The organism is Kribbella sp. NPDC051620 (assembly GCF_044453825.1).
Classification (GTDB): Bacteria; Actinomycetota; Actinomycetes; order Propionibacteriales; family Kribbellaceae; genus Kribbella.
In genome coordinates, this window is record NZ_JBITDB010000002.1 from 860,854 (window position 1) to 878,464 (window position 17,611).

The following is a 17,611-nucleotide window of genomic DNA, read 5'->3' on the forward strand; positions in this document are numbered from 1 at the left end:
CATGGCAGAGTTGGGGCGTGACTGATCCGTTCCAGTTCTTCACGCCTTCGTACCGGCACGGCGGGCCCGGGTATCGGGCGCCGGACGACGCGATCGAGAGTTGGCAGAAGCTGGCCGAGGAGGTGCGGCGGGAGCTGGAGCGGATGGGGTTCGCGGCTTCCGTAGTACCGGGTGGTGATCCGCAGGGGTTGCCGCCTGGCGCGCACATCTGGGTCAACACGGTCGAGCCGTTCGGGGTGACGATCGACTGGGATCCGCCGGTCACGGGCAGTCCGGAGTACGTGGAGAAAGTGCTGACGCAGGACGTGACGAGCGGGCTGTTCTCGTACGTGGTGAACGCCTCGGAGATCATCGTGCGGGCGCTGTGCGAGGTGCTCCGGGAGGCGGGGTTCCAGGTGCTGATCGACCATGCCGGCGGGCGGACGTACAACTACCGGGTGCTGGCGGCTCCGCGGTTCCCGAAGTTCTGAACCGGCCTGGGAGGTCCTGGCCGGGGCGGCACTATGCTTCAGCGCGGTAGGGGGCTGGTTTCGAGGAGAGGACGACATGGTCACCGCGATCGTGTTCATCAAGGCCGACGTCGCACGCATCCCGGAGGTCGCCGAGCAGGTGGCGGCGATCGAGGGCGTCAGCGAGGTGTACTCCGTGACCGGCGGGCTCGACCTGATCGCGATGATCCGGGTCGCCCACCACGACGACCTCGCCTCCGTCATCCCCGACCACGTCAACCGGGTGCCCGGGGTACTGAGCACGGAGACGCACATCGCGTTCCGGGCGTACTCCACCCACGACCTGGAGGCCGCCTTCAGCCTCGGCGAGGAATCCGGTTTCTGAGGTTTCCGGGGTTTTCGACGGCAGAATTCCACGGTCTGACTGACACGCGCTGAAGTTACGGTGAACGCATGAGCAACCCTCCCGCCGGCTGGTATCCGGACCCCACCGGACAGCCCAATACCATCCGCTGGTGGAACGGGACGCAATGGACCAACCGCACCGACAAAGTCGACCCCGCAGCGGACCCCGCCTCCACGGACACCCCCGCCGAGTCCACCCCGTCGACCACCGCCGACCCCTCGCCGGTGGTCGACAACACCACCCTCCCCACTGACGCCACCACCTCCAGCGCCAGCGCCACGACCTCCGGCTCCGGGGCCTCCGGGTCCGGTACTGCGCCCGCGACGTCCGCCTTCTGGCCCGCGACGGCCGAGACTTCATCCGACGGCACCGCGGCCGCTTCCGATGCTGCTGTGAACGCTGGGGCGGCGCTGACCCCGGCAGAGAAGGCGAAGTCGACGTGGATGGCCCCCGTCGAGCTCCCGGAAGCCGCAAACCACTGGACCCAGCGCCCGGTACCAGACGACGCGGAACCCATCACCCAGGAACAGTTCGAGGCCGACCCCACCCCAAAAACCGGCCGGACACTAAAGCTCGCCCCCAACACCTCCAACACGGAGCCGACCCCCACTCCGGACCCAGAACCCCAATCCTGGTCCGCCACCAACTGGACCGAGCCCCCCACCGTCGCCCCAACCCCCAAGGACCCCGTACCAACCCCAGACACAGACACCACCCAGGAAATCACCCCCACCCCCGCCAACACATGGGCCAACCAGCCCACCACGGCCCCAGACAACCGCTGGTCCGACCAGCCCACCACGGCATCACCCGACAACCGCTGGGGCGACCAGCCGACCACAGCACCAGCCGACAACCGCTGGGGCCAGCAGCCCGAAACGACACCGGCTGACACCGGCTCGGGCCAGCAAACCAGCGACGCCGAGGTAACCCAGGTCAACACGGCGCCCGCACAACAGTCCGGCGGCTGGACCCCAACCAACCCCCAGCAACCCGACCCCGGCGACTGGAACCAGCCCGGCACCCAACAAACCCCCGCCGCCGCCCCCTGGAACCAGACAGACGCCCAGCAGACCGCCCCAAACACCTGGCCCCAGACCGACACTCAGCAGACCGACACCGACACCCAAAGCCAGGCACCCGGCCAGCAGACCGACGCAGGCACCTGGCCCCAGACCGACGGTCAGCAGACCAACACGGGCACCCGGACCCAAGCCGATGGTGAGCAGACCGCTACTGGCGGATGGAGCCAGCCCGGCAACCAGCAGACCGGTGCTGGGCCCTGGACCCAAGGCGGCGGCCAGCCGACCGGTACCGATGGCTGGAGCCAAGCCGGCAACCAGCAGAGCGGTGCTGGAGCCTGGAGCCAAGCCGACGGCCAGCAGGCCGGTGCTGATGGCTGGGGCGTGTCCAGCGCACCTCAGGCAGGTACTGGAGGTGCGGCCGACGTCCCAGCAAACGACGCGTCCGGCACGCAACAAGCAGCAGCCAGCGGCTGGAACTCCCCCAGCACCCAGAACGCGGCCACCGAGGGCTGGGGCACCGGCCCGCAGCAGACCAGCACCGAGGGCTGGGGCACTGGCACCCAGCAGACCGGCGCCGAGGGCCCCGACGCCGGTGAACGGCAGGCCGGTGCACAGGGCTGGGGCACTGGCCCGCAGCAGGCCGGCACCGAGGGCCCGGACTCTGCCGTGCAGCAGACCGGTGCACAGGGATGGGGTTCTGGCGCACAACAGGCTGGCGACAACGGGTGGGGTTCGGCTGACCCGCAGGCGGCCGGCTCCGAGGGTTCGGCTGCTTCTGGCTCGCCGCAGGCAGGTACTAGTAGCTGGGGTTCCGCCGGAGCTCAAGAGGCTCAGGCCGGTGGCTCCGCTTCGTCCAGCGCGCAGGAGGCGGGCACGAACGGCTGGGGTTCCTCTGGCGCCCAAGCGGCTCAGGCTGACAATTCGGGATCGTCCGCCGCTCAGCAGACAGGTACGAACGGCTGGGGCTCCCCCAGCACGCAGGCGACCGATGCAGAGGGCTCGGGCTCTTCGGCAGCGCAGGAGACGGGTGCTGCGAGCTGGGGATCTTCAGCAGCCCAGGAGAAGGGTGCTGCGGGTTGGGCCGAGTCCGGCACGCAGCATGGCGCAGCCGGCAGTGTGGATCAGTCCGGCGCCCAGGCGAACGGTGCTGCCGGTTGGGGCGAGGTCGGTTCACAGCAGGGCGGGGCCGGTGGTTGGGATCAGTCCGGTGCGCAGCAGAGCGGCGCCGGCGGGTGGGGCGAATCGGGCACGCAGCAGGGCGGAGCTGGCGGTTGGGGGGAGGCCGGTTCGCAGCACGGTGGAGCCGGGGGCTGGGGGCAGGCCGGTGGGCAGCAGGGTGGGGCTGCGGGGGCGGCTGTCGGTGATGGGTGGGGGACGGGCGGGGTACAGGAAGCGGATGCTGGGCAGTGGGGTAGTTCTGCGGCGCAGCAGGCGAGTACTGACCAGTGGGGTAACTCGGTGGCCACCGGGCAGCAGGGTGGTACTCCGTGGGGACCCGGTGGGCCGCAGGCGGGTGAGGCTTCGCCTTGGCAGGGGGTTGACGGATCGCAGGATGGTGGGACACGCAAGAGCAAGAGCAAGAGCAAGAGCAAGGACGGCAGCGGCGGCGGTGGCGGCGGTCGGACGCCGTTGATCGTCGGTGGGGCTATCTCACTGGTACTGCTCGTCGTGGCGGCGATCTTCCTGATCACCAACCAGGGCGACAAGAAGACCGCCGACCCGACCCCGGCGCCCACCGGCAGCGTGCCGACGAGCGCCGGCGGTACGCCGGGTCAGTCGAAGAACCCCAAGCTCCACGAGGGCAACCGGATCACCTCCGACGCGATCTCGTTCCCGCGCCAGGGCAACGGCTGGTCCGACCGCAAGCGGCTGATCCCGCAACTGCTGAACTCCAGCGGCCAGTACGTCACGCTGCAGAAGGACTTCGACGGCAGCAACGACTGGTACGCGGACATGTTCGTCGGCGGGCTCGGCAACAAGACCCCGTTCAGCGGCGACCCGAAGGCGACGGCGGCGGTACTGCTCGGACAGGTACACACCTGGAACTACGGCGACATCCCGGTCACCTACAAGGCGGTCGGCAACGGCGCGATCAAGCGTTCGGACAAGGCGGGCTGGTACTACCAGGAGACCGTCACGGCGAAGTCACCCAAGGTCAAGTCGGTACTCCTGCTGACGGTCGCGGTCTTCGACCTCGGCGACGGCACCGCGGTCGCCTACATCAGTGACATCCCCACCAACCGGCCGGATCTGAGGACGGCCGAGAGTCAGGTCTACAAGGGAATCAACGTTGGCTGAAAACGAACCACCCCGCCCCCCTGCCCGCCACAGCGCTCCGCCGCCACCCGCTGCCGACGACCGCACCCCTCCGTCAGCAGACCACCCAGCCACACCCCCGGCCGACCGCACCACCCCACCCCCGGCAGACCACACCGCGCCACCACCACCCGACCCGACGCCCACGGACTACTGGTTCACCAGCCCCCACCCAGCACCGGCCGCCCCGCAGCACTCACCCTCCGCAGCCCCCGACATGCCACGCTCCGCTGGTTCGCCCATGTCGCCCTCCGGTGGATCGAACATGTCCGGTGGTCCAGACAGGTCGCCCTCCGGTGGTCCGGACAGGTCGCCGTCCAGTCCTTCAGACGTGTCGCCGTCCGGTTCTTCGGACATATCGCCCTCCAGTGGATCGAACATGTCGGCGTCCGGTGGTTCGGGTATGTCGGCCTCCGGTGGTTCAGATGTGTCGCCGTCCGGTGCTTCGGGCAGATCGGCCTCTCGTCGTTCGGAGGGGGTGTCGGACTCGGACCCGTTGCTGGGTCAGTCGCGTGCACCAGCGCCGCCGCCGCCTCAACCACATCGCGCGCCGGCACCAGAACACCCACGAGTACAAGCCGGTACGACGGCTGCGCCGCCTGCTGCACCCAATACGAGTGCTGGCCATCACCGGGCGGGGTCCGCGCAGGATGCGGAGTTTGGCGGAGGAGCCCAGGCTCACGGGTCTCAGATCAACGCACCAAGGCATGTCCCGCCGCAGGTAGATGCTCCGAAGGCCGGTATGGCTCCAGCAACACCGCCCGCCACGGGCAGACCCCAACCAGGCATCCCTCAGCCGGGTAGGACGCCGTCCGGTCCGGCGCAACCGGGTCCAGCTCAAGCCCGTCCGGCGCAACCGGGTTCAGGCCAGGCCAGTCCGGCGCAACCAGGTAGGACACAGTCCGGTCGGCCTCAGCCGGGTACCGGTCAAGCCGGTCTCCCCCAGCCGGGTACGGGCCAGGCCGGTCCGGTACAGCCAGGTACAGGTCAAGCCGCTCGGCCTCAGCCAAGTAGGACGCCGGCCGGTCTCCCCCAGCCGGGTTCAGGCCAGGCCGGCCCGGTACAGCCGGATACAGGTCAAGCCGGTCCCCCTCAGCCGGGTATGACGCAGTCCGGTCCGCCTCAGCCGGGTACGGGTCAAGCTGGTCCGGCTCAGCCGGGAATTGGTCGGGCGGGCGGGCCTGTCGTGCCCCAGGGCCGGCCTGACGCGGGTAAGCCCGGGCCGTATGGGGTGCCCGGTCAGTCAGCGCAGGTGGGTCAGCCCGGTGCAGCTGGACAGCCGGGGGCTTTCAGTCAGACGAACCCGCAGGCGCAGTACGGTCCGCGCGGACCGGTCGGCCCGCAGGGACAGCACGGCCAGCCGGGAGCGGTCGGTCCGCAGGCGCAGTACGGCGAGCCCGGAGCAGTCGCTCCGCACGGGCAACACGGCCAGCCCGGAGCGGTCGGTCCCCGGGGACAGCACGGTCAGCCCGGAGCAGTAGGACAGCACGGCCAGCCTGGAGCAGACGGACCCCAGAGGCAGCCCGGAGGAGTCGGCCCGCAGGATCAGCAGGGTCTGCCTGCGGCGATGGGGCCGCGGGGACAGTACGGGCCGCCTGGACAGGCGGAGCCGTCGGGACCGTACGGACCAGCTGGAGTTGTGGGGGCGCAGGGGCAGTACGGAGCGCAGGGGGTGCGTGGGCCGGTGGGGCCGCCTGTTCAGTCTGATTCGGATGGGCGTGGTGGGCAGCGGGGTGGTGTGGGCTGGCAGCCGGCGGTTGGTGGGCAGCCGGTAGTTGGTGGGCAGCCTGGGGGCTATGGGCCGCTGGGTGGGCAGGTGTCTGCTGGTGAGAGTGGTTGGCAGGCGCAGGCTATGGGTGTTGGGCAGGAGTCGAGATTCGGCGGTCCGCCAGTGCAGGCTGGGTCGGACGAGCGTCGTCAGCCGGGCCGTGTAGGTGGGCCGGTGGCTCCGCGTTTGCCGGGAGGCGCCGGTTCGGCGGGGGTTGAGGGGGATGAGGGTTACGGGATTGTTGATGCGGGACGTGGTGGGGGTGGTGGGCGGAACGGGCGGTTGATCGGGGTTGTGGGGCTGGTTGTCGGCGCCCTGGTGGTGACTGGTGTCAGTGTGAACTGGATTTGGGACAAGGCTGACGCGGTCTCGCCGGTTTCGTTGCCTTCGGCAAAGAAGGAGCCGCTGGTCACGATCAGTCCGTCGGCTGCTCCGACGACGCCGCCTCCGCCGGAGGGGCGGGTGCTCGGGTCCAGCATCGTTGCCTTCAACAAGGACACGATGCCGTTGATGGGGTCCGGCTGGGAGGACAACGGGAGCGGGGAGACCGTTGGGCTGCTGGGCGGGGCGGCGACCTGGCTGACCGTGCATGACAAGTACGACGGCAAGAAGGCGAGATGGGGTAACTATGTCGCCTTCGGCGGGCTCAACCCGACGATCAAGTTCACCAGCACGCCGGCCGGGCTGAAGGAAGCGACCGTCCAGGCGACCAGCGCGGCGATCGTCAAGCTGTACGACCCGAACGTGAAGCTGATCGGCAAGGCGACCCACAAGCCGATCACGGTCGACGGGCATCCGGGGCACGAGCTGACCATCAAGGTGGTCGTGAACGTGCCGAAGCTGCCGGAGACCTACTCCAACATCATGGCCGCCGTCATCGACCGCGGCGACGGTACCGCCGACTTCGTGATCGCGGACATCGCCGGCAGTACGCCGACCTGGATCCCGATTTGGCGCGCCAAGGTGCAGGAGATCAAGATCGGCGGCTGAAAGAACCGAGAAGAGCCCGCCGACCCCAGCAACAGCGGGGACGGCGGGCTCTTCAGCAAAACTACGAGCGAACGGAAGCGCAGGCGTCGATCCAGCGATCCAGCACGTTCTTCGCCTCGCCGGAGTCGATCGCCTCGGCCGCCCGGTCCATCCCCGAGCGGATCCGCGCGACCAACGGCCCGGTACTTCCCTCATGCGCGGCCAACGCCGCACCAGCGTTCAGCAGTACGACGTCCCGCACCGGCCCCGTCTCGCCGTCGAGCAAAGCCCGCGCGACCTTCGCGTTGTACGTCGCATCCGCACCCCGCAACGCCTCGATCGGCGCCGGCGCAATGCCGAGCTCACGCGGATCCAGTGTCTCCGGCCCCTCGACCACCCCACGCCCGACCGTCCACACCTGCGACGTCGTCCGCGTGGTCAGTTCATCGAGCCCGTCATCGCCGTGGAACACCAACGCGTCGATCCCCCGCCGCGCCAGCACTCCGGCCATCAACCCGGCCACCCGCCCGTCCCCGACACCAACGGCCTGCGCCGACGGATTGCCCGGATTGGCCAACGGACCAAGGAAGTTGAACGTCGTCGGCACCCCAAGTTCCCGGCGCGGTACCGCCGCATGCCGCAGCGCCGGGTGGAACGCCGGCGCGAAGCAGAACGTGATCCCCGCCCGCTCCCCCACCGCCTCGACCTGCGCAGCGGTCAGATCGAGTGGGATCCCGAGCTCCTCGAGCACATCCGCCGACCCGCAAGCCGACGAAGCAGCCCGGTTGCCGTGCTTGAGGATCTTCGCCCCCGCGCCGGCCGCGACGATCGCCGACATCGTGGAGATGTTCACAGTGTGGGCTTGGTCACCGCCGGTACCGACGACATCGAGCGTGCGGCCCGGTACGTCGATCCGGGTCGCGAACTCGCGCATGGTGGCGACCAGGCCCTCGACCTCGGTCACCGTCTCGCCCTTGGAGCGCAACGCGATCACGAACCCGGCCAGCTGGGCGGGTGAGGCCGAGCCGGACAGGATCTGCTCCATCGCCCAGGCGGTCGCGGAGGCGTCGAGATCCTCGTGCCGGAGCAACGGGTTGAGCACCTGCGACCAGGTCAGCGCACGACCGCCAGGCGTAGTACCGGCGGGTGAATCCAGCGGGGCGGACACGGCGCCGGGATCAGGTGGTCGCGGGCAGCTTGGCGACCCGTGCGCGGAGCAGCTCCGCGGTCGCCTCGGCCAGCCGGACCGGGTCGATCGGGTGCGAGACAGCGGCCTCGGCACGCGACCAGGTCGCCAGCCATGCGTCCTGCGGGCGGCCGATCAGCACCAGGATCGGCGGGCACTGGAAGATCTCGTCCTTGAGCTGACGGGCGATCCCCATCCCACCGGCGGGAACCGACTCGCCGTCGAGGATGGCCAGGTCGATGCCACCCTTGTCCATCAGCTTGATCACGGCCGGCTCGGTCGCGCACTCGAAGTACTCGAGCTCGGGCAGGTCGGCGGCAGGCCGCTTGCCCAGGGACAGCCGGACGGACTCCCGGGTGGTGCGGTCGTCGCTGTAGACCAGCACCTTCAGCGGACGCTCTGAACTCATCGATTCATCCCAAGCTGTTGTCTGTTACCAACGGACCCATATCGAACACCGCGAATGCTACCGGGGCGGCTGCCCGGCTCTGCGCGCCTGTTCCTCCAACCGGTCCAGACGGCGGTCCTCACGCTTGGCCTCACGCTGGGACTGGCGCACCCACTGGACGAACAGCACCGCGAAGAAGACCAGCCCGATGATGTCGCCGGAGCCCCAGAGCAAACCGCCTGCGATGTACTGGTCACGCAGCGGTGACGGCGGCCAGGAACGGCCGAAACTCGTGTACCAGTCCTCGGCGATCAGCCTGTTCGCGGACATGATCGTGATCCCCAGGAACGCGTGGAACGGCAGCGTCAGGAACGTCAGCATCAACCGGAACGGGTAGATCACCCGGCCGGGCACCGGATCCAGCCCCAGCAGCGGCCAGAAGAACAACGAACCGACAACGATGAAGTGGACGTGCAGCAGGTCGTGCAGGACAGCCGACCGCAGCGTCGCGTCGTACCAGCCGCTGAAGTACAGCGCCCACGGGCTCAGGACGAACAGCACGAAGCCGACCAGGGGGAAGCAGAGCACCTTGGCGACATGGGAATGCAATACGGAGAGCAACCATCCGCGGGGCCGCTGCGGAAGGGTGCGCAGGGCAAGCGTCACCGGCGCGCCGAGCGCCATTGCCAGCGGGGTGAGCATCGACAAGATCATGTGCTGAGCCATGTGCACGCTGAGCAGCACCGTGTCGTACGTGCCCAGCGCCGACTGGGTGGCGATCACCGCGCTGCCCAGACCGACCCCGACGAAGGCGAAAGTCCGGCCCTTCGACCACTTGTCGCCGCGCGCCTTGAGCCGGTGGACGCCGTACAGATACAGGGCGCCGACGACCACGATCACGCTCAGTAGCACCGGCTCGAAGGTCCAGGCGGTCAGCAGCCGGAGCGCGGTGAACGGCTCGATCTGGTCGCCTGGTCCGGCATGGAGGGGAAGCACCTGTCAACAGTAGAAACAGGAAGTCGGCGACATGCATGGGGGTGGTCGTGCTGTCTGATACCTCGACCGACATAATGACGCCGTGGCCACTGCAACCGCGCTCCCAGCGTCTCGTGAACACGGACACCACGACCGTCCCAGCATGGTCAGTGTCGGCACGATCGTCTGGCTCTCGAGCGAACTGATGTTCTTCGCCGCCCTGTTCGCGGCGTACTTCACGATCCGGTCGGTGACGACCGCTGCCGCGGCACAGGGGGTGGCATCGCTGTGGGACACCTCCACCGCGATGCTGAACGTCCCGTTCGCGGCCGTGAACACGACGATCCTGGTGCTGTCGTCGGTGACCTGCCAGCTCGGCGTGTTCGCCGCAGAGCACGGCAAGGTCGGCCGGACCGGCTCGGTCGCAGGAGTCCGCGCCTGGGGTATGCGCGAGTGGTTCATCCTCACCTACCTGATGGGCGCGGTGTTCATCGCCGGCCAGGTGACGGAGTACGCGAAGCTGGTCCACGAGGGCGTGACGATCTCGTCGTCGCCGTACGGATCGGTCTTCTACCTGACCACCGGGTTCCACGGCCTGCACGTGACCGGCGGTCTCATCGCTTTCGTGTTCGTCCTCGCCAGGACGTACATGGCTCGTAAGTTCACCCACGAACAGGCCGTCTCGGCGATCGTCGTGTCGTACTACTGGCACTTCGTCGACGTGGTCTGGATCGCCCTGTTCGCGACCATCTACCTGCTCAAATGAGTGAGAAGAGACTTTCCTTGTCACCGGCGCGCTTCCTCTCCGCGCGACGACGGCACCGGTCAGCCGGCCTCGTCGTGCTCCTGTTCGGCCTCCTGGCGGTGGGCTCCGCGTACGCCGCGTTCGCCCCTGACAACGCGACGGCGGACACCTCGGCCCAGACCCAGCAGATCGAAGAGGGCAAGAAGCTCTTCGCGGTCGGCTGCGCGAGCTGCCACGGACTGAACGCCGAAGGCGGTGGCAACGGTGAGGGCAAGTTCGCCGGACCGTCGCTGATCGGTGTCGGCGCGGCCGCGGTCGACTTCCAGGTCGGTACCGGCCGGATGCCCGCGATGCAGCCCGGCGCGCAGATCCCGCGCAAGACCCCGGCGTACACCCCGGCCGAGATCGAGGCGCTCGCGGCGTACGTCGCCAGCCTCGCCCCCGGCCCGGCGGTACCGGCCGAGGACTCGTACGACATCAGCAAGGTCACCGACGAGCAGGTCACCCGTGGTGGCGAGCTGTTCCGGACCAACTGCACGGCGTGCCACAACTTCGCCGGCAAGGGTGGCGCGCTGCCGAACGGCCGCTACGCCCCGTCGCTGATGAACGTCGACCCCAAGCACATCTACGAGGCCATGCTGACCGGCCCGCAGCAGATGCCGGTCTTCTCCGACCAGGTCCTGCAGCCGGACGACAAGCGTGACGTGATCGCGTACCTGAAGGCGCTGCAGGAGCAGAAGGACCCCGGTGGCTTCGGCCTCGGCCGGCTCGGCCCGGTCTCGGAGGGTCTGTGGGGCTGGCTGGTCGGTATCGGCCTGCTGGTCGGCGTGGCGGTCTGGATCGGCGCCAAGGGCGTCAAGGCCAAGGGAGTGAAGGCAGAGTGAGCGACGAGAAGTCGAATCTCCCCGCAGTGAGCGGGGACCACGGCCATGATGGCCAGGTCGTTCTGGCGGAGCCGATCCCGGATCCGGGCATCGAGCCGCACGAACTGCGCATCACCGACGTGGACCCGAAGGCGGCCGACCGGGTCGAGCGTCAGGTCTCGACGATGTTCGGACTCGCCGGACTGCTCTTCCTGGGTTCCTGCGTCGCGTACTTCGCGATCCCGCGCGACTCGACCCTGCAGTTCGGGCCGCTGTCGGGCAACGCGAACAACCTCACCCTCGGCCTCTGCCTCGGGGTCGGGCTGTTCCTGATCGGCGCCGGCGCGATCCAGTGGGCCAAGAAGCTGATGGTCGACACCGAGATCGCCGAGGACCGGCACGACGCGCACTCCACGCCGCAGCAGAAGGCCGAGATCATGGAGGCCTTCCAGATCGGCACCGCCGAGTCGGGCTTCACCCGCCGGAAGCTGATCCGCCGGTCGCTGCTCGCGTCGATGGGTCTGCTCGGGCTGCCGGCCATCGTGTTCCTGCGCGACCTGGGCCCGCTGCCCGGCCGCAACCTCTACACGACCATCTGGGCCAAGGGCATCCGGGTGGTCAACGACGTCACGCTCCGCCCGATCAAGCCGTCCGACCTGATCGTCGGCCAGCTGGTCAACGCGGCACCGGCCAACCTCGCTCCGATCGAGGAGGAGAGCGCGGTCGAGTACCAGAACGAGAAGGCCAAGGCCGCCGTGATCGTGGTCCGGATCAAGCCCGAGGAGATCCGGACGCCGGCCGGCCGGGAGAACTGGGGCGTCGACGGCATCCTGTGCTACTCCAAGATCTGCACCCACGTGGGCTGCCCGATCTCCCTGTACGAGCAGACCACCCACCACGTGCTCTGCCCGTGCCACCAGTCGACGTTCGACCTGGCCGACGGTGCCAAGGTCGTCTTCGGCCCCGCCGCCCGCCCGCTGCCGCAGCTACCATTGGCCGTGGACGGCGAGGGCTACCTTGTCGCGCAGAGCGGCTTCAACGAGCCGGTCGGCGCGAGCTTCTGGGAACGAGGGTGACAACCGTGTCTGACAAAGACTTTCCGCCTCCGGTCAAGTGGGTCGACGACCGGCTGGGCATCGGGAAGATCGGCAAGAAGAACCTGCGCAAGGTCTTCCCCGACCACTGGTCCTTCATGCTCGGCGAGATCGCGCTCTACAGCTTCATCATCTTGCTGCTGACCGGTGTCTTCCTGACCTTCTGGTTCAAGCCGTCGATGGCCGACGTCACGTACCAGGGCTCGTACAGCCTGCTCAAGGGCCTGCACATGTCGGAGGCCTACGCCTCCACCCTGGACATCTCGTTCGACATCCGCGGCGGTCTGCTGATGCGGCAGATCCACCACTGGGCGGCGGTGCTGTTCGTCGCCTCGATGATGGTCCACCTGCTCCGGATCTTCTTCACCGGCGCGTTCCGCAAGCCGCGTGAGCTGAACTGGGTGATCGGCTTCGGGATGCTGTTCCTCGGCATCATCGAGGGCTTCATCGGGTACGGCCTGCCGGACGACCTGCTGTCCGGTACCGGTCTGCGGATCACCCAGGGCATGATCCAGGCGTCGCCGATCATCGGCTCGTACCTGACCTTCTTCATCTTCGGCGGCGAGTTCCCCGGCGACGAGTTCGTCTCCCGGTTCTTCACCGTGCACGTGCTGCTGATCCCGGGCCTGATCCTCGCCCTGGTGACCGCCCACCTGTTCCTGGTCGTCTACCACAAGCACACGCAGTACCCGGGTCCCGGCCGGACCGAGAAGAACGTCGTCGGCTACCCGCTGATGCCGGTCTACATGGCCAAGGCCGGCGGCTTCTTCTTCGTCGTCTTCGGCATCACCGCCCTGATGGGCGCGCTGCTGCAGATCAACCCGGTCTGGCTGTACGGTCCGTACAACCCGGCCGAGGTGACGGCAGGCTCCCAGCCCGACTGGTACATGGGCTGGCTGGAGGGCTCCGTGCGCCTGATGCCAGGCTTCGAGAGTCATTTCTGGGGCATCACACTCAGCTGGAACCTGCTGATACCGGCGCTCATCATCCCGCCGGCGTTCGTCACCCTGGTCGCCCTGTATCCGTTCATCGAAGGCTGGATCACCGGCGACAAGCGCGAACACCACCTGCTGGACCGGCCGCGCAACATGCCGACCCGGACCGGGATCGGCGCCGCGTTCATCACGTTCTACGGCCTGCTCTGGATCGGCGGTGGCAACGACCTGATCGCCACCCACTTCGGGGTCTCGCTGAACAACGTGACCTGGTTCCTGCGGTTCGCGGTCTTCCTCGGCCCGGTGCTCGCGTTCTGGGCCACCCGGCGGATCGCGATCTCCCTGCAGCGCGCCGACACCGATCGGATCCTGCACGGACTGGAGTCGGGCATCATCGTCCGCACGCCCGAGGGCGAGTACTACGAGAAGCACACCCCGATCTCGAACTACGAGGCGTACGAGCTCACCGCCCGCGAGCGGCTGCTCCCGCTGGACATCGGTCCCGAGACCGACGACAACGGCGTACGGGCTCCGAAGCGGGCGCTGAACAAGGTCCGGGCCCGGCTGTCGAGGTTCTACTTCGCCGACGCGGTCCAGAAGCCGACGGCCGCCGAGATCGAGGAAGCCCACGCGCACGGTCACCACGACGAGCACGAGGCGGTAGAGGGCGCGACCGGCACGGTAGAGCTCGACGAGGGCACCTCCCGCGAGGTAACGCGCCACTAGTCACCCGCACCACCCAGAGAAGCCCCGGCTCCGGCCGGGGCTTTTCTGTTTCTCCGGGGGGTGTCAGGGCGGTGGCGGGGCCGTGTCAGAGCGGACCGTGATCGTGGGCGGCATGAACAGATCACAGAGCAAGTGCTTCCGGCGGATAGCGACGGCTGGGCTGACGGTGGGGCTCCTGGCCGGGTTGGCGGCTCCGGGCGCTGCAGCGGTCGGTACAGGCGCGTCTGCGGGCGGTGCGGAGCGTCCGGAGCTGCAGGCGGCGCTGCAGGGCGTGGTGGATGCGGGGTTCAGTGGGATGCAGCTGCGCGTGCACGATCAGCGCGGTGACTGGGTCGGCAGTGCCGGCGTACGGCGGCTGGGTGACGACGCCAAGCCGCCGACCGACGGGCGGTTCTGGGTCGGGAGCGTGACCAAGACCTTCACCGCGACCGTGGTGCTGCAACTCGTCGCCGAGCACAAGCTCAGCCTGGACGCCTCGGTCTCCCGCTACCTCCCCCGGTACGGCTTCGACCCGCGGATCACGGTACGGATGCTCCTGCAGCACACCAGCGGCCTCTTCAACTACACCGGCGAGTACTACGACGACGGAACGACCGCACCGGGGATCCCCGCGGTCGGCAAGGACTGGGTGGACAACCGGTACCGGAGCTACCGGCCGGAGCAGCTGGTTCGCGTCGCGTTGTCCAAGCCCGCCCGGTTTGCGCCTGGTACCGGTCAGAGCTACTCCAACACCAACTACACGGTCGCCCTGCTGCTGATCGAGAAGGTCACCGGCCACTCGTACGCCGCCGAGGTCCAGCGCCGGATCCTGCGACCACTCGGGCTGCGCGACACCGCCGTACCAGGGAACAACCCGCAGTTGCCCGGCCCACACGCCCACGGCTACTACCGCTACCAAGACGGCAGCGAGTGGAAGGTAGTCGACGTCAGTCGCCAGAACCTGTCGCTGCTAGCCGGTGCAGGTGACATGCGCTCGACCACTGCTGACCTACAGACCTTCATCCGCGCCCTGATGACCGGCAAGCTCGTCCCTGAGCCGCTACTGGCTCAGATGCGCACTCCGTACGGAGCCCTCGGCTACGGCTACGGCCTCTTCGTCCAGGACCTCGGCCCCTCGTGCGGCGGGACCGTCTACCAGCACAACGGCAGCCCGCCTGGCGGGTACGGAGCCCTCATGTACAGCAACGCCGACGGCACCCGCACGATGACCGCCTCCGTGACCTCAGGAGACGCGGCCATCGTCGTACCCACCGCCTTCTCCACGGTCCTTCCCAAGCTCTTGACTGCCGTCTTCTGCGACAACGCCTAGCCGCTGGCAGTCAGACCGTCGACGAACTCCGCGATGCGAGACCGGTCAGGCGCTGCCGGGTGTCGCGGAGTTCGGCTTGTCTGGTGTCGAGGCGTGCGGCTATGGCGTCGAGCTCGGCGCGTAGGCGGGGGCACAGCTCCAGGGTTGTGCCGTGCTCGCCGGTACGAGCGCATTCGAGGTACTGCCGGATGGTCACGGTCCCCAGGCCGGCCGCGATCATCGCCTTGATCTGGGCGACGCGGGTGACGTCGGCTTCGACGTAGTTGCGGTAGCCGTTGCTGTCGCGCTCCGGTACCAGCAGGTCCTGTTCCTCGTAGTGCCTGAGCGCCCGCGCACTCACCCCGGTCACCTCAGCCAGCTCGCTGATCAGCACTGCCGCCTCCCCGTCGTTCGACTTGACCTTCACGCTGACGTGAACCCATACCGTCCAGCACCATGACACCAGCAACAACTCCCAGGCGCGCCGCAATCATCCACGGCTACGGCGCGACTCCCGAAGACCACTGGTTCGGCTGGCTGGCCGGCCAACTGGAGTCCCACGGAATCCCCACCACGATCCCCCGCCTCCCGAACCCACTGCACCCCGACCGCACCCAATGGTCAGCAGCCGTCCGTACCGCCGTAGGCATCCCCGACGAAAACTCAACCATCATCGCCCACAGCCTCGGCTGCCTCACCGTCCTCCGCCACCTTGCCACGCTCACCACCCCCTGGCGGCTCGGCAATCTCGTCCTGGTCGCCGGCTTCCTAAACCCCCTGCCCGCCCTCCCAGAACTCGACCCATACATAGCCGACGGCTGCCCCCTGGACGGCATCACCCCTAACGTCGACCATCTGACGATCATCCGCTCAGACACCGACCCCTACGTCCCCGCCCCACACACCGACCGCCTGGCCGCCCTCCTACAAACAACCCCCAAAATCATCCCCGCAGCCGGCCACTTCCTCACCACCGACGGCTTCACCACCCTCCCCCAAGCCCTCCGCCCCCTCCACCTCCGCCCAACAACCACCCCCGCAGCCATGTGACGCGCACCAGGTGGCGCACCACGCAAAACAGCAGCCGACCGCGGAGGGTCGGCTGCTGTTGGGAGCTTGCGGGGTCAGGCTAGGGCTGAGCCTGCTTTGTACTGGGCCCAGGTTTCGTTCCAGTCGGTCCAGCCGTTGCCCTTTTCCATGTGGCGGCTGGTGCCGGTGACGATGACCGGGTCGCCTCGGAGGGTCTGGCCGAAGTACCACTGGGCGTCTTTGAGGCTCATGCCGACGCAGCCGTGGCTGACGTTCGCGCTGCCCTGGGCGCCGCCGGACCAGGGGGCGCCGTGGACGAACTCGCCGGAACTCGTCACCCGCTGGGCCCACTGGACGTTGCTGATGTTGTAGTAGTTCGGGTCGCCGGGCTTGATGCCGATGGTGGCGGCGTCCATCCGCTTGGTCCTGAACTTCTCCATGATGACCTTGACGCCGCTGCGGGTGGTGAAGCCGTCCTTGCCCGCGGTGATCGGGATCGTCCGGGCCAGCTTGCCGTTGATGGTCACCGTCATCGTGTGCTTCGCGACGTTGACGTTGCTGACCACGGACTTGCCGATGGTGAAGCTGATCTTGCGGTTCGCCGAGCCCCAGATGCTGCCGCCGGCGTTGACGCCCTGGGTCTTGATGTCGACCGTGACCTTGGTACCGGCCGGCCAGTACGTCTTCGGCCGGTAGTTGACCTGCTTGCTGTTCTGCCACGACCAGGTGCCCTCGACCGGGACCGACGTGGTCACCTTGAGGCGCTTCTCGACCGCGGCCTTGTCCTTGACCGGGTTGTTCCAGAAGATCTGCACCGGCATCGCGACGCCGACGGTCTCACCGTCGAGCGGGGCGACCGACGCCTTCAGCTTGCCGCCGGTCGCGGCCATCGTCTTGAAGGTCGAGCTGATCGGGATGGTGGCGCCGTCGGTGCCCTTCGCCGTACCGGACAGCGTGTACTTCGCGCCCGGCTTGAGCCCGGGCTCGGCCGTCCACACCGACTTGTCCTCGTTCAGGCTGCCGTCGATCTTGTTGCCGTCGGAGTCCTTCAGCGTGATGTCGGACAGTTCACCGCCGGTACTGGTCACCGTGACCGGCTGGTCGGGCTTGACCGCCGAGGCGCCCTTGGCCGGGACGATCTGGACGTTCGCCGCGGCCGGGTCTTCCGACGGGGTGCTGCTCGAGCCCGGCGTCGACGGGCCACCGGTGGGGCTGGCGCTGTTCTGCGGGCCGGACGGTGCCGGATCGGCCGCCTTCGTGTCGCTGCAGGCGGTGCCGACCAGCAGCATCGCGCAGATCCCCGCCACGGCAAGACCGTGCTTACGGACCGTACTACTCAACACCCTGAGCTCCCCTGAGATAACGTTCAGCCGCCACGCGAAGCCTAGCTCGCTGAACGGTCATAGCCACGCACTGCATACGTCACCAGTACGGCGGAGCCCCCACGGC

The 17,611-nt window shown here is 68.3% G+C and carries 17 protein-coding genes; 10 read left to right on the top strand and 7 right to left on the bottom strand.

Going from position 1 to position 17,611, the window contains the following annotated elements:
- Nucleotides 1–17 precede the first annotated feature (17 nt).
- From ACIA12_RS11245 to ACIA12_RS11255, 3 genes are all read left to right on the top strand, one after another.
- The gene (locus tag ACIA12_RS11245; protein WP_396366787.1) at nt 18–470 is read left to right on the top strand and encodes a hypothetical protein; all 453 of its coding nucleotides are present in this window, start codon (nt 18–20) and stop codon (nt 468–470) included.
- A 76-nt stretch (nt 471–546) separates the two neighbouring features.
- Nucleotides 547–834, top strand: a complete 288-nt coding sequence (locus ACIA12_RS11250; RefSeq protein WP_343980764.1) for an Lrp/AsnC ligand binding domain-containing protein — start codon at nt 547–549, stop codon at nt 832–834.
- Between the two features lie 68 nt (nt 835–902).
- A complete protein-coding gene (locus tag ACIA12_RS11255; RefSeq protein ID WP_396366788.1) occupies nt 903–4,178 on the top strand; it encodes a hypothetical protein in 3,276 nt (1,091 codons plus the stop codon).
- 168 nt (nt 4,179–4,346) lie between these two features.
- On the opposite strand, the gene ACIA12_RS11260 is transcribed toward ACIA12_RS11255, so the two are convergent.
- Together ACIA12_RS11260 and ACIA12_RS11265 are read right to left on the bottom strand one after the other, a co-directional pair.
- Nucleotides 4,347–4,553: a hypothetical protein gene (locus ACIA12_RS11260; RefSeq protein ID WP_396366789.1), complete on the bottom strand. Its 207-nt coding sequence runs from the start codon at nt 4,551–4,553 to the stop codon at nt 4,347–4,349.
- 886 nt (nt 4,554–5,439) lie between these two features.
- A complete protein-coding gene (locus tag ACIA12_RS11265; RefSeq protein ID WP_396366790.1) occupies nt 5,440–5,685 on the bottom strand; it encodes a hypothetical protein in 246 nt (81 codons plus the stop codon).
- 453 nt (nt 5,686–6,138) lie between these two features.
- Between ACIA12_RS11265 and ACIA12_RS11270 the strand changes: the two genes are divergently transcribed.
- Nucleotides 6,139–6,954, top strand: coding sequence for a hypothetical protein (locus ACIA12_RS11270; protein WP_396366791.1), 816 nt, complete (start codon nt 6,139–6,141; stop codon nt 6,952–6,954).
- A 61-nt stretch (nt 6,955–7,015) separates the two neighbouring features.
- On the opposite strand, the gene trpD is transcribed toward ACIA12_RS11270, so the two are convergent.
- The 3 genes from trpD to ACIA12_RS11285 are packed head-to-tail and all read right to left on the bottom strand — an operon-like array spanning nt 7,016 to nt 9,503.
- Nucleotides 7,016–8,101 carry an anthranilate phosphoribosyltransferase gene (trpD, locus tag ACIA12_RS11275; protein ID WP_396366792.1) on the bottom strand — a complete coding sequence of 362 codons (1,086 nt, stop codon included), beginning with the start codon at nt 8,099–8,101 and terminating at the stop codon, nt 7,016–7,018.
- Nucleotides 8,102–8,111: 10 nt separating this feature from the next.
- A complete protein-coding gene (locus ACIA12_RS11280; RefSeq protein ID WP_396366793.1) occupies nt 8,112–8,528 on the bottom strand; it encodes a hypothetical protein in 417 nt (138 codons plus the stop codon).
- 57 nt (nt 8,529–8,585) lie between these two features.
- Nucleotides 8,586–9,503, bottom strand: coding sequence for a cytochrome c oxidase assembly protein (locus tag ACIA12_RS11285; RefSeq protein ID WP_396366794.1), 918 nt, complete (start codon nt 9,501–9,503; stop codon nt 8,586–8,588).
- Nucleotides 9,504–9,585: 82 nt separating this feature from the next.
- Between ACIA12_RS11285 and ACIA12_RS11290 the strand changes: the two genes are divergently transcribed.
- The 5 genes from ACIA12_RS11290 to ACIA12_RS11310 all read left to right on the top strand — a co-directional run bounded on the left by ACIA12_RS11290 (nt 9,586) and on the right by ACIA12_RS11310 (nt 15,154).
- Nucleotides 9,586–10,248, top strand: coding sequence for a heme-copper oxidase subunit III (locus ACIA12_RS11290; protein WP_396366795.1), 663 nt, complete (start codon nt 9,586–9,588; stop codon nt 10,246–10,248).
- Nucleotides 10,245–11,111, top strand: coding sequence for a c-type cytochrome (locus ACIA12_RS11295; protein ID WP_328322443.1), 867 nt, complete (start codon nt 10,245–10,247; stop codon nt 11,109–11,111). The genes ACIA12_RS11290 and ACIA12_RS11295 overlap by 4 nt, the downstream gene beginning before the upstream one ends.
- Before the next feature lie 26 nt (nt 11,112–11,137).
- Entirely contained in the window at nt 11,138–12,166 is a 1,029-nt protein-coding gene (locus ACIA12_RS11300; RefSeq protein WP_396367158.1) for a Rieske 2Fe-2S domain-containing protein, read from the top strand.
- Nucleotides 12,163–13,845 carry a cytochrome bc complex cytochrome b subunit gene (locus tag ACIA12_RS11305; RefSeq protein ID WP_396366796.1) on the top strand — a complete coding sequence of 561 codons (1,683 nt, stop codon included), beginning with the start codon at nt 12,163–12,165 and terminating at the stop codon, nt 13,843–13,845. The genes ACIA12_RS11300 and ACIA12_RS11305 overlap by 4 nt, the downstream gene beginning before the upstream one ends.
- A 112-nt stretch (nt 13,846–13,957) precedes the next feature.
- Complete coding sequence (locus ACIA12_RS11310; protein ID WP_396366797.1) at nt 13,958–15,154, top strand: serine hydrolase domain-containing protein; 1,197 nt, start codon at nt 13,958–13,960, stop codon at nt 15,152–15,154.
- A gap of 10 nt (nt 15,155–15,164) precedes the next feature.
- Here ACIA12_RS11310 and ACIA12_RS11315 read toward each other — a convergent pair whose 3' ends face one another.
- The gene (locus ACIA12_RS11315; protein ID WP_396366798.1) at nt 15,165–15,560 is read right to left on the bottom strand and encodes a MerR family transcriptional regulator; all 396 of its coding nucleotides are present in this window, start codon (nt 15,558–15,560) and stop codon (nt 15,165–15,167) included.
- A gap of 29 nt (nt 15,561–15,589) precedes the next feature.
- On the opposite strand from ACIA12_RS11315, the gene ACIA12_RS11320 reads away from it, so the two are divergent.
- Nucleotides 15,590–16,183 carry an RBBP9/YdeN family alpha/beta hydrolase gene (locus tag ACIA12_RS11320; RefSeq protein WP_396366799.1) on the top strand — a complete coding sequence of 198 codons (594 nt, stop codon included), beginning with the start codon at nt 15,590–15,592 and terminating at the stop codon, nt 16,181–16,183.
- A gap of 74 nt (nt 16,184–16,257) precedes the next feature.
- Here ACIA12_RS11320 and ACIA12_RS11325 read toward each other — a convergent pair whose 3' ends face one another.
- Nucleotides 16,258–17,505, bottom strand: coding sequence for an Ig-like domain-containing protein (locus tag ACIA12_RS11325; protein WP_396366800.1), 1,248 nt, complete (start codon nt 17,503–17,505; stop codon nt 16,258–16,260).
- Nucleotides 17,506–17,611: the final 106 nt, after the last annotated feature.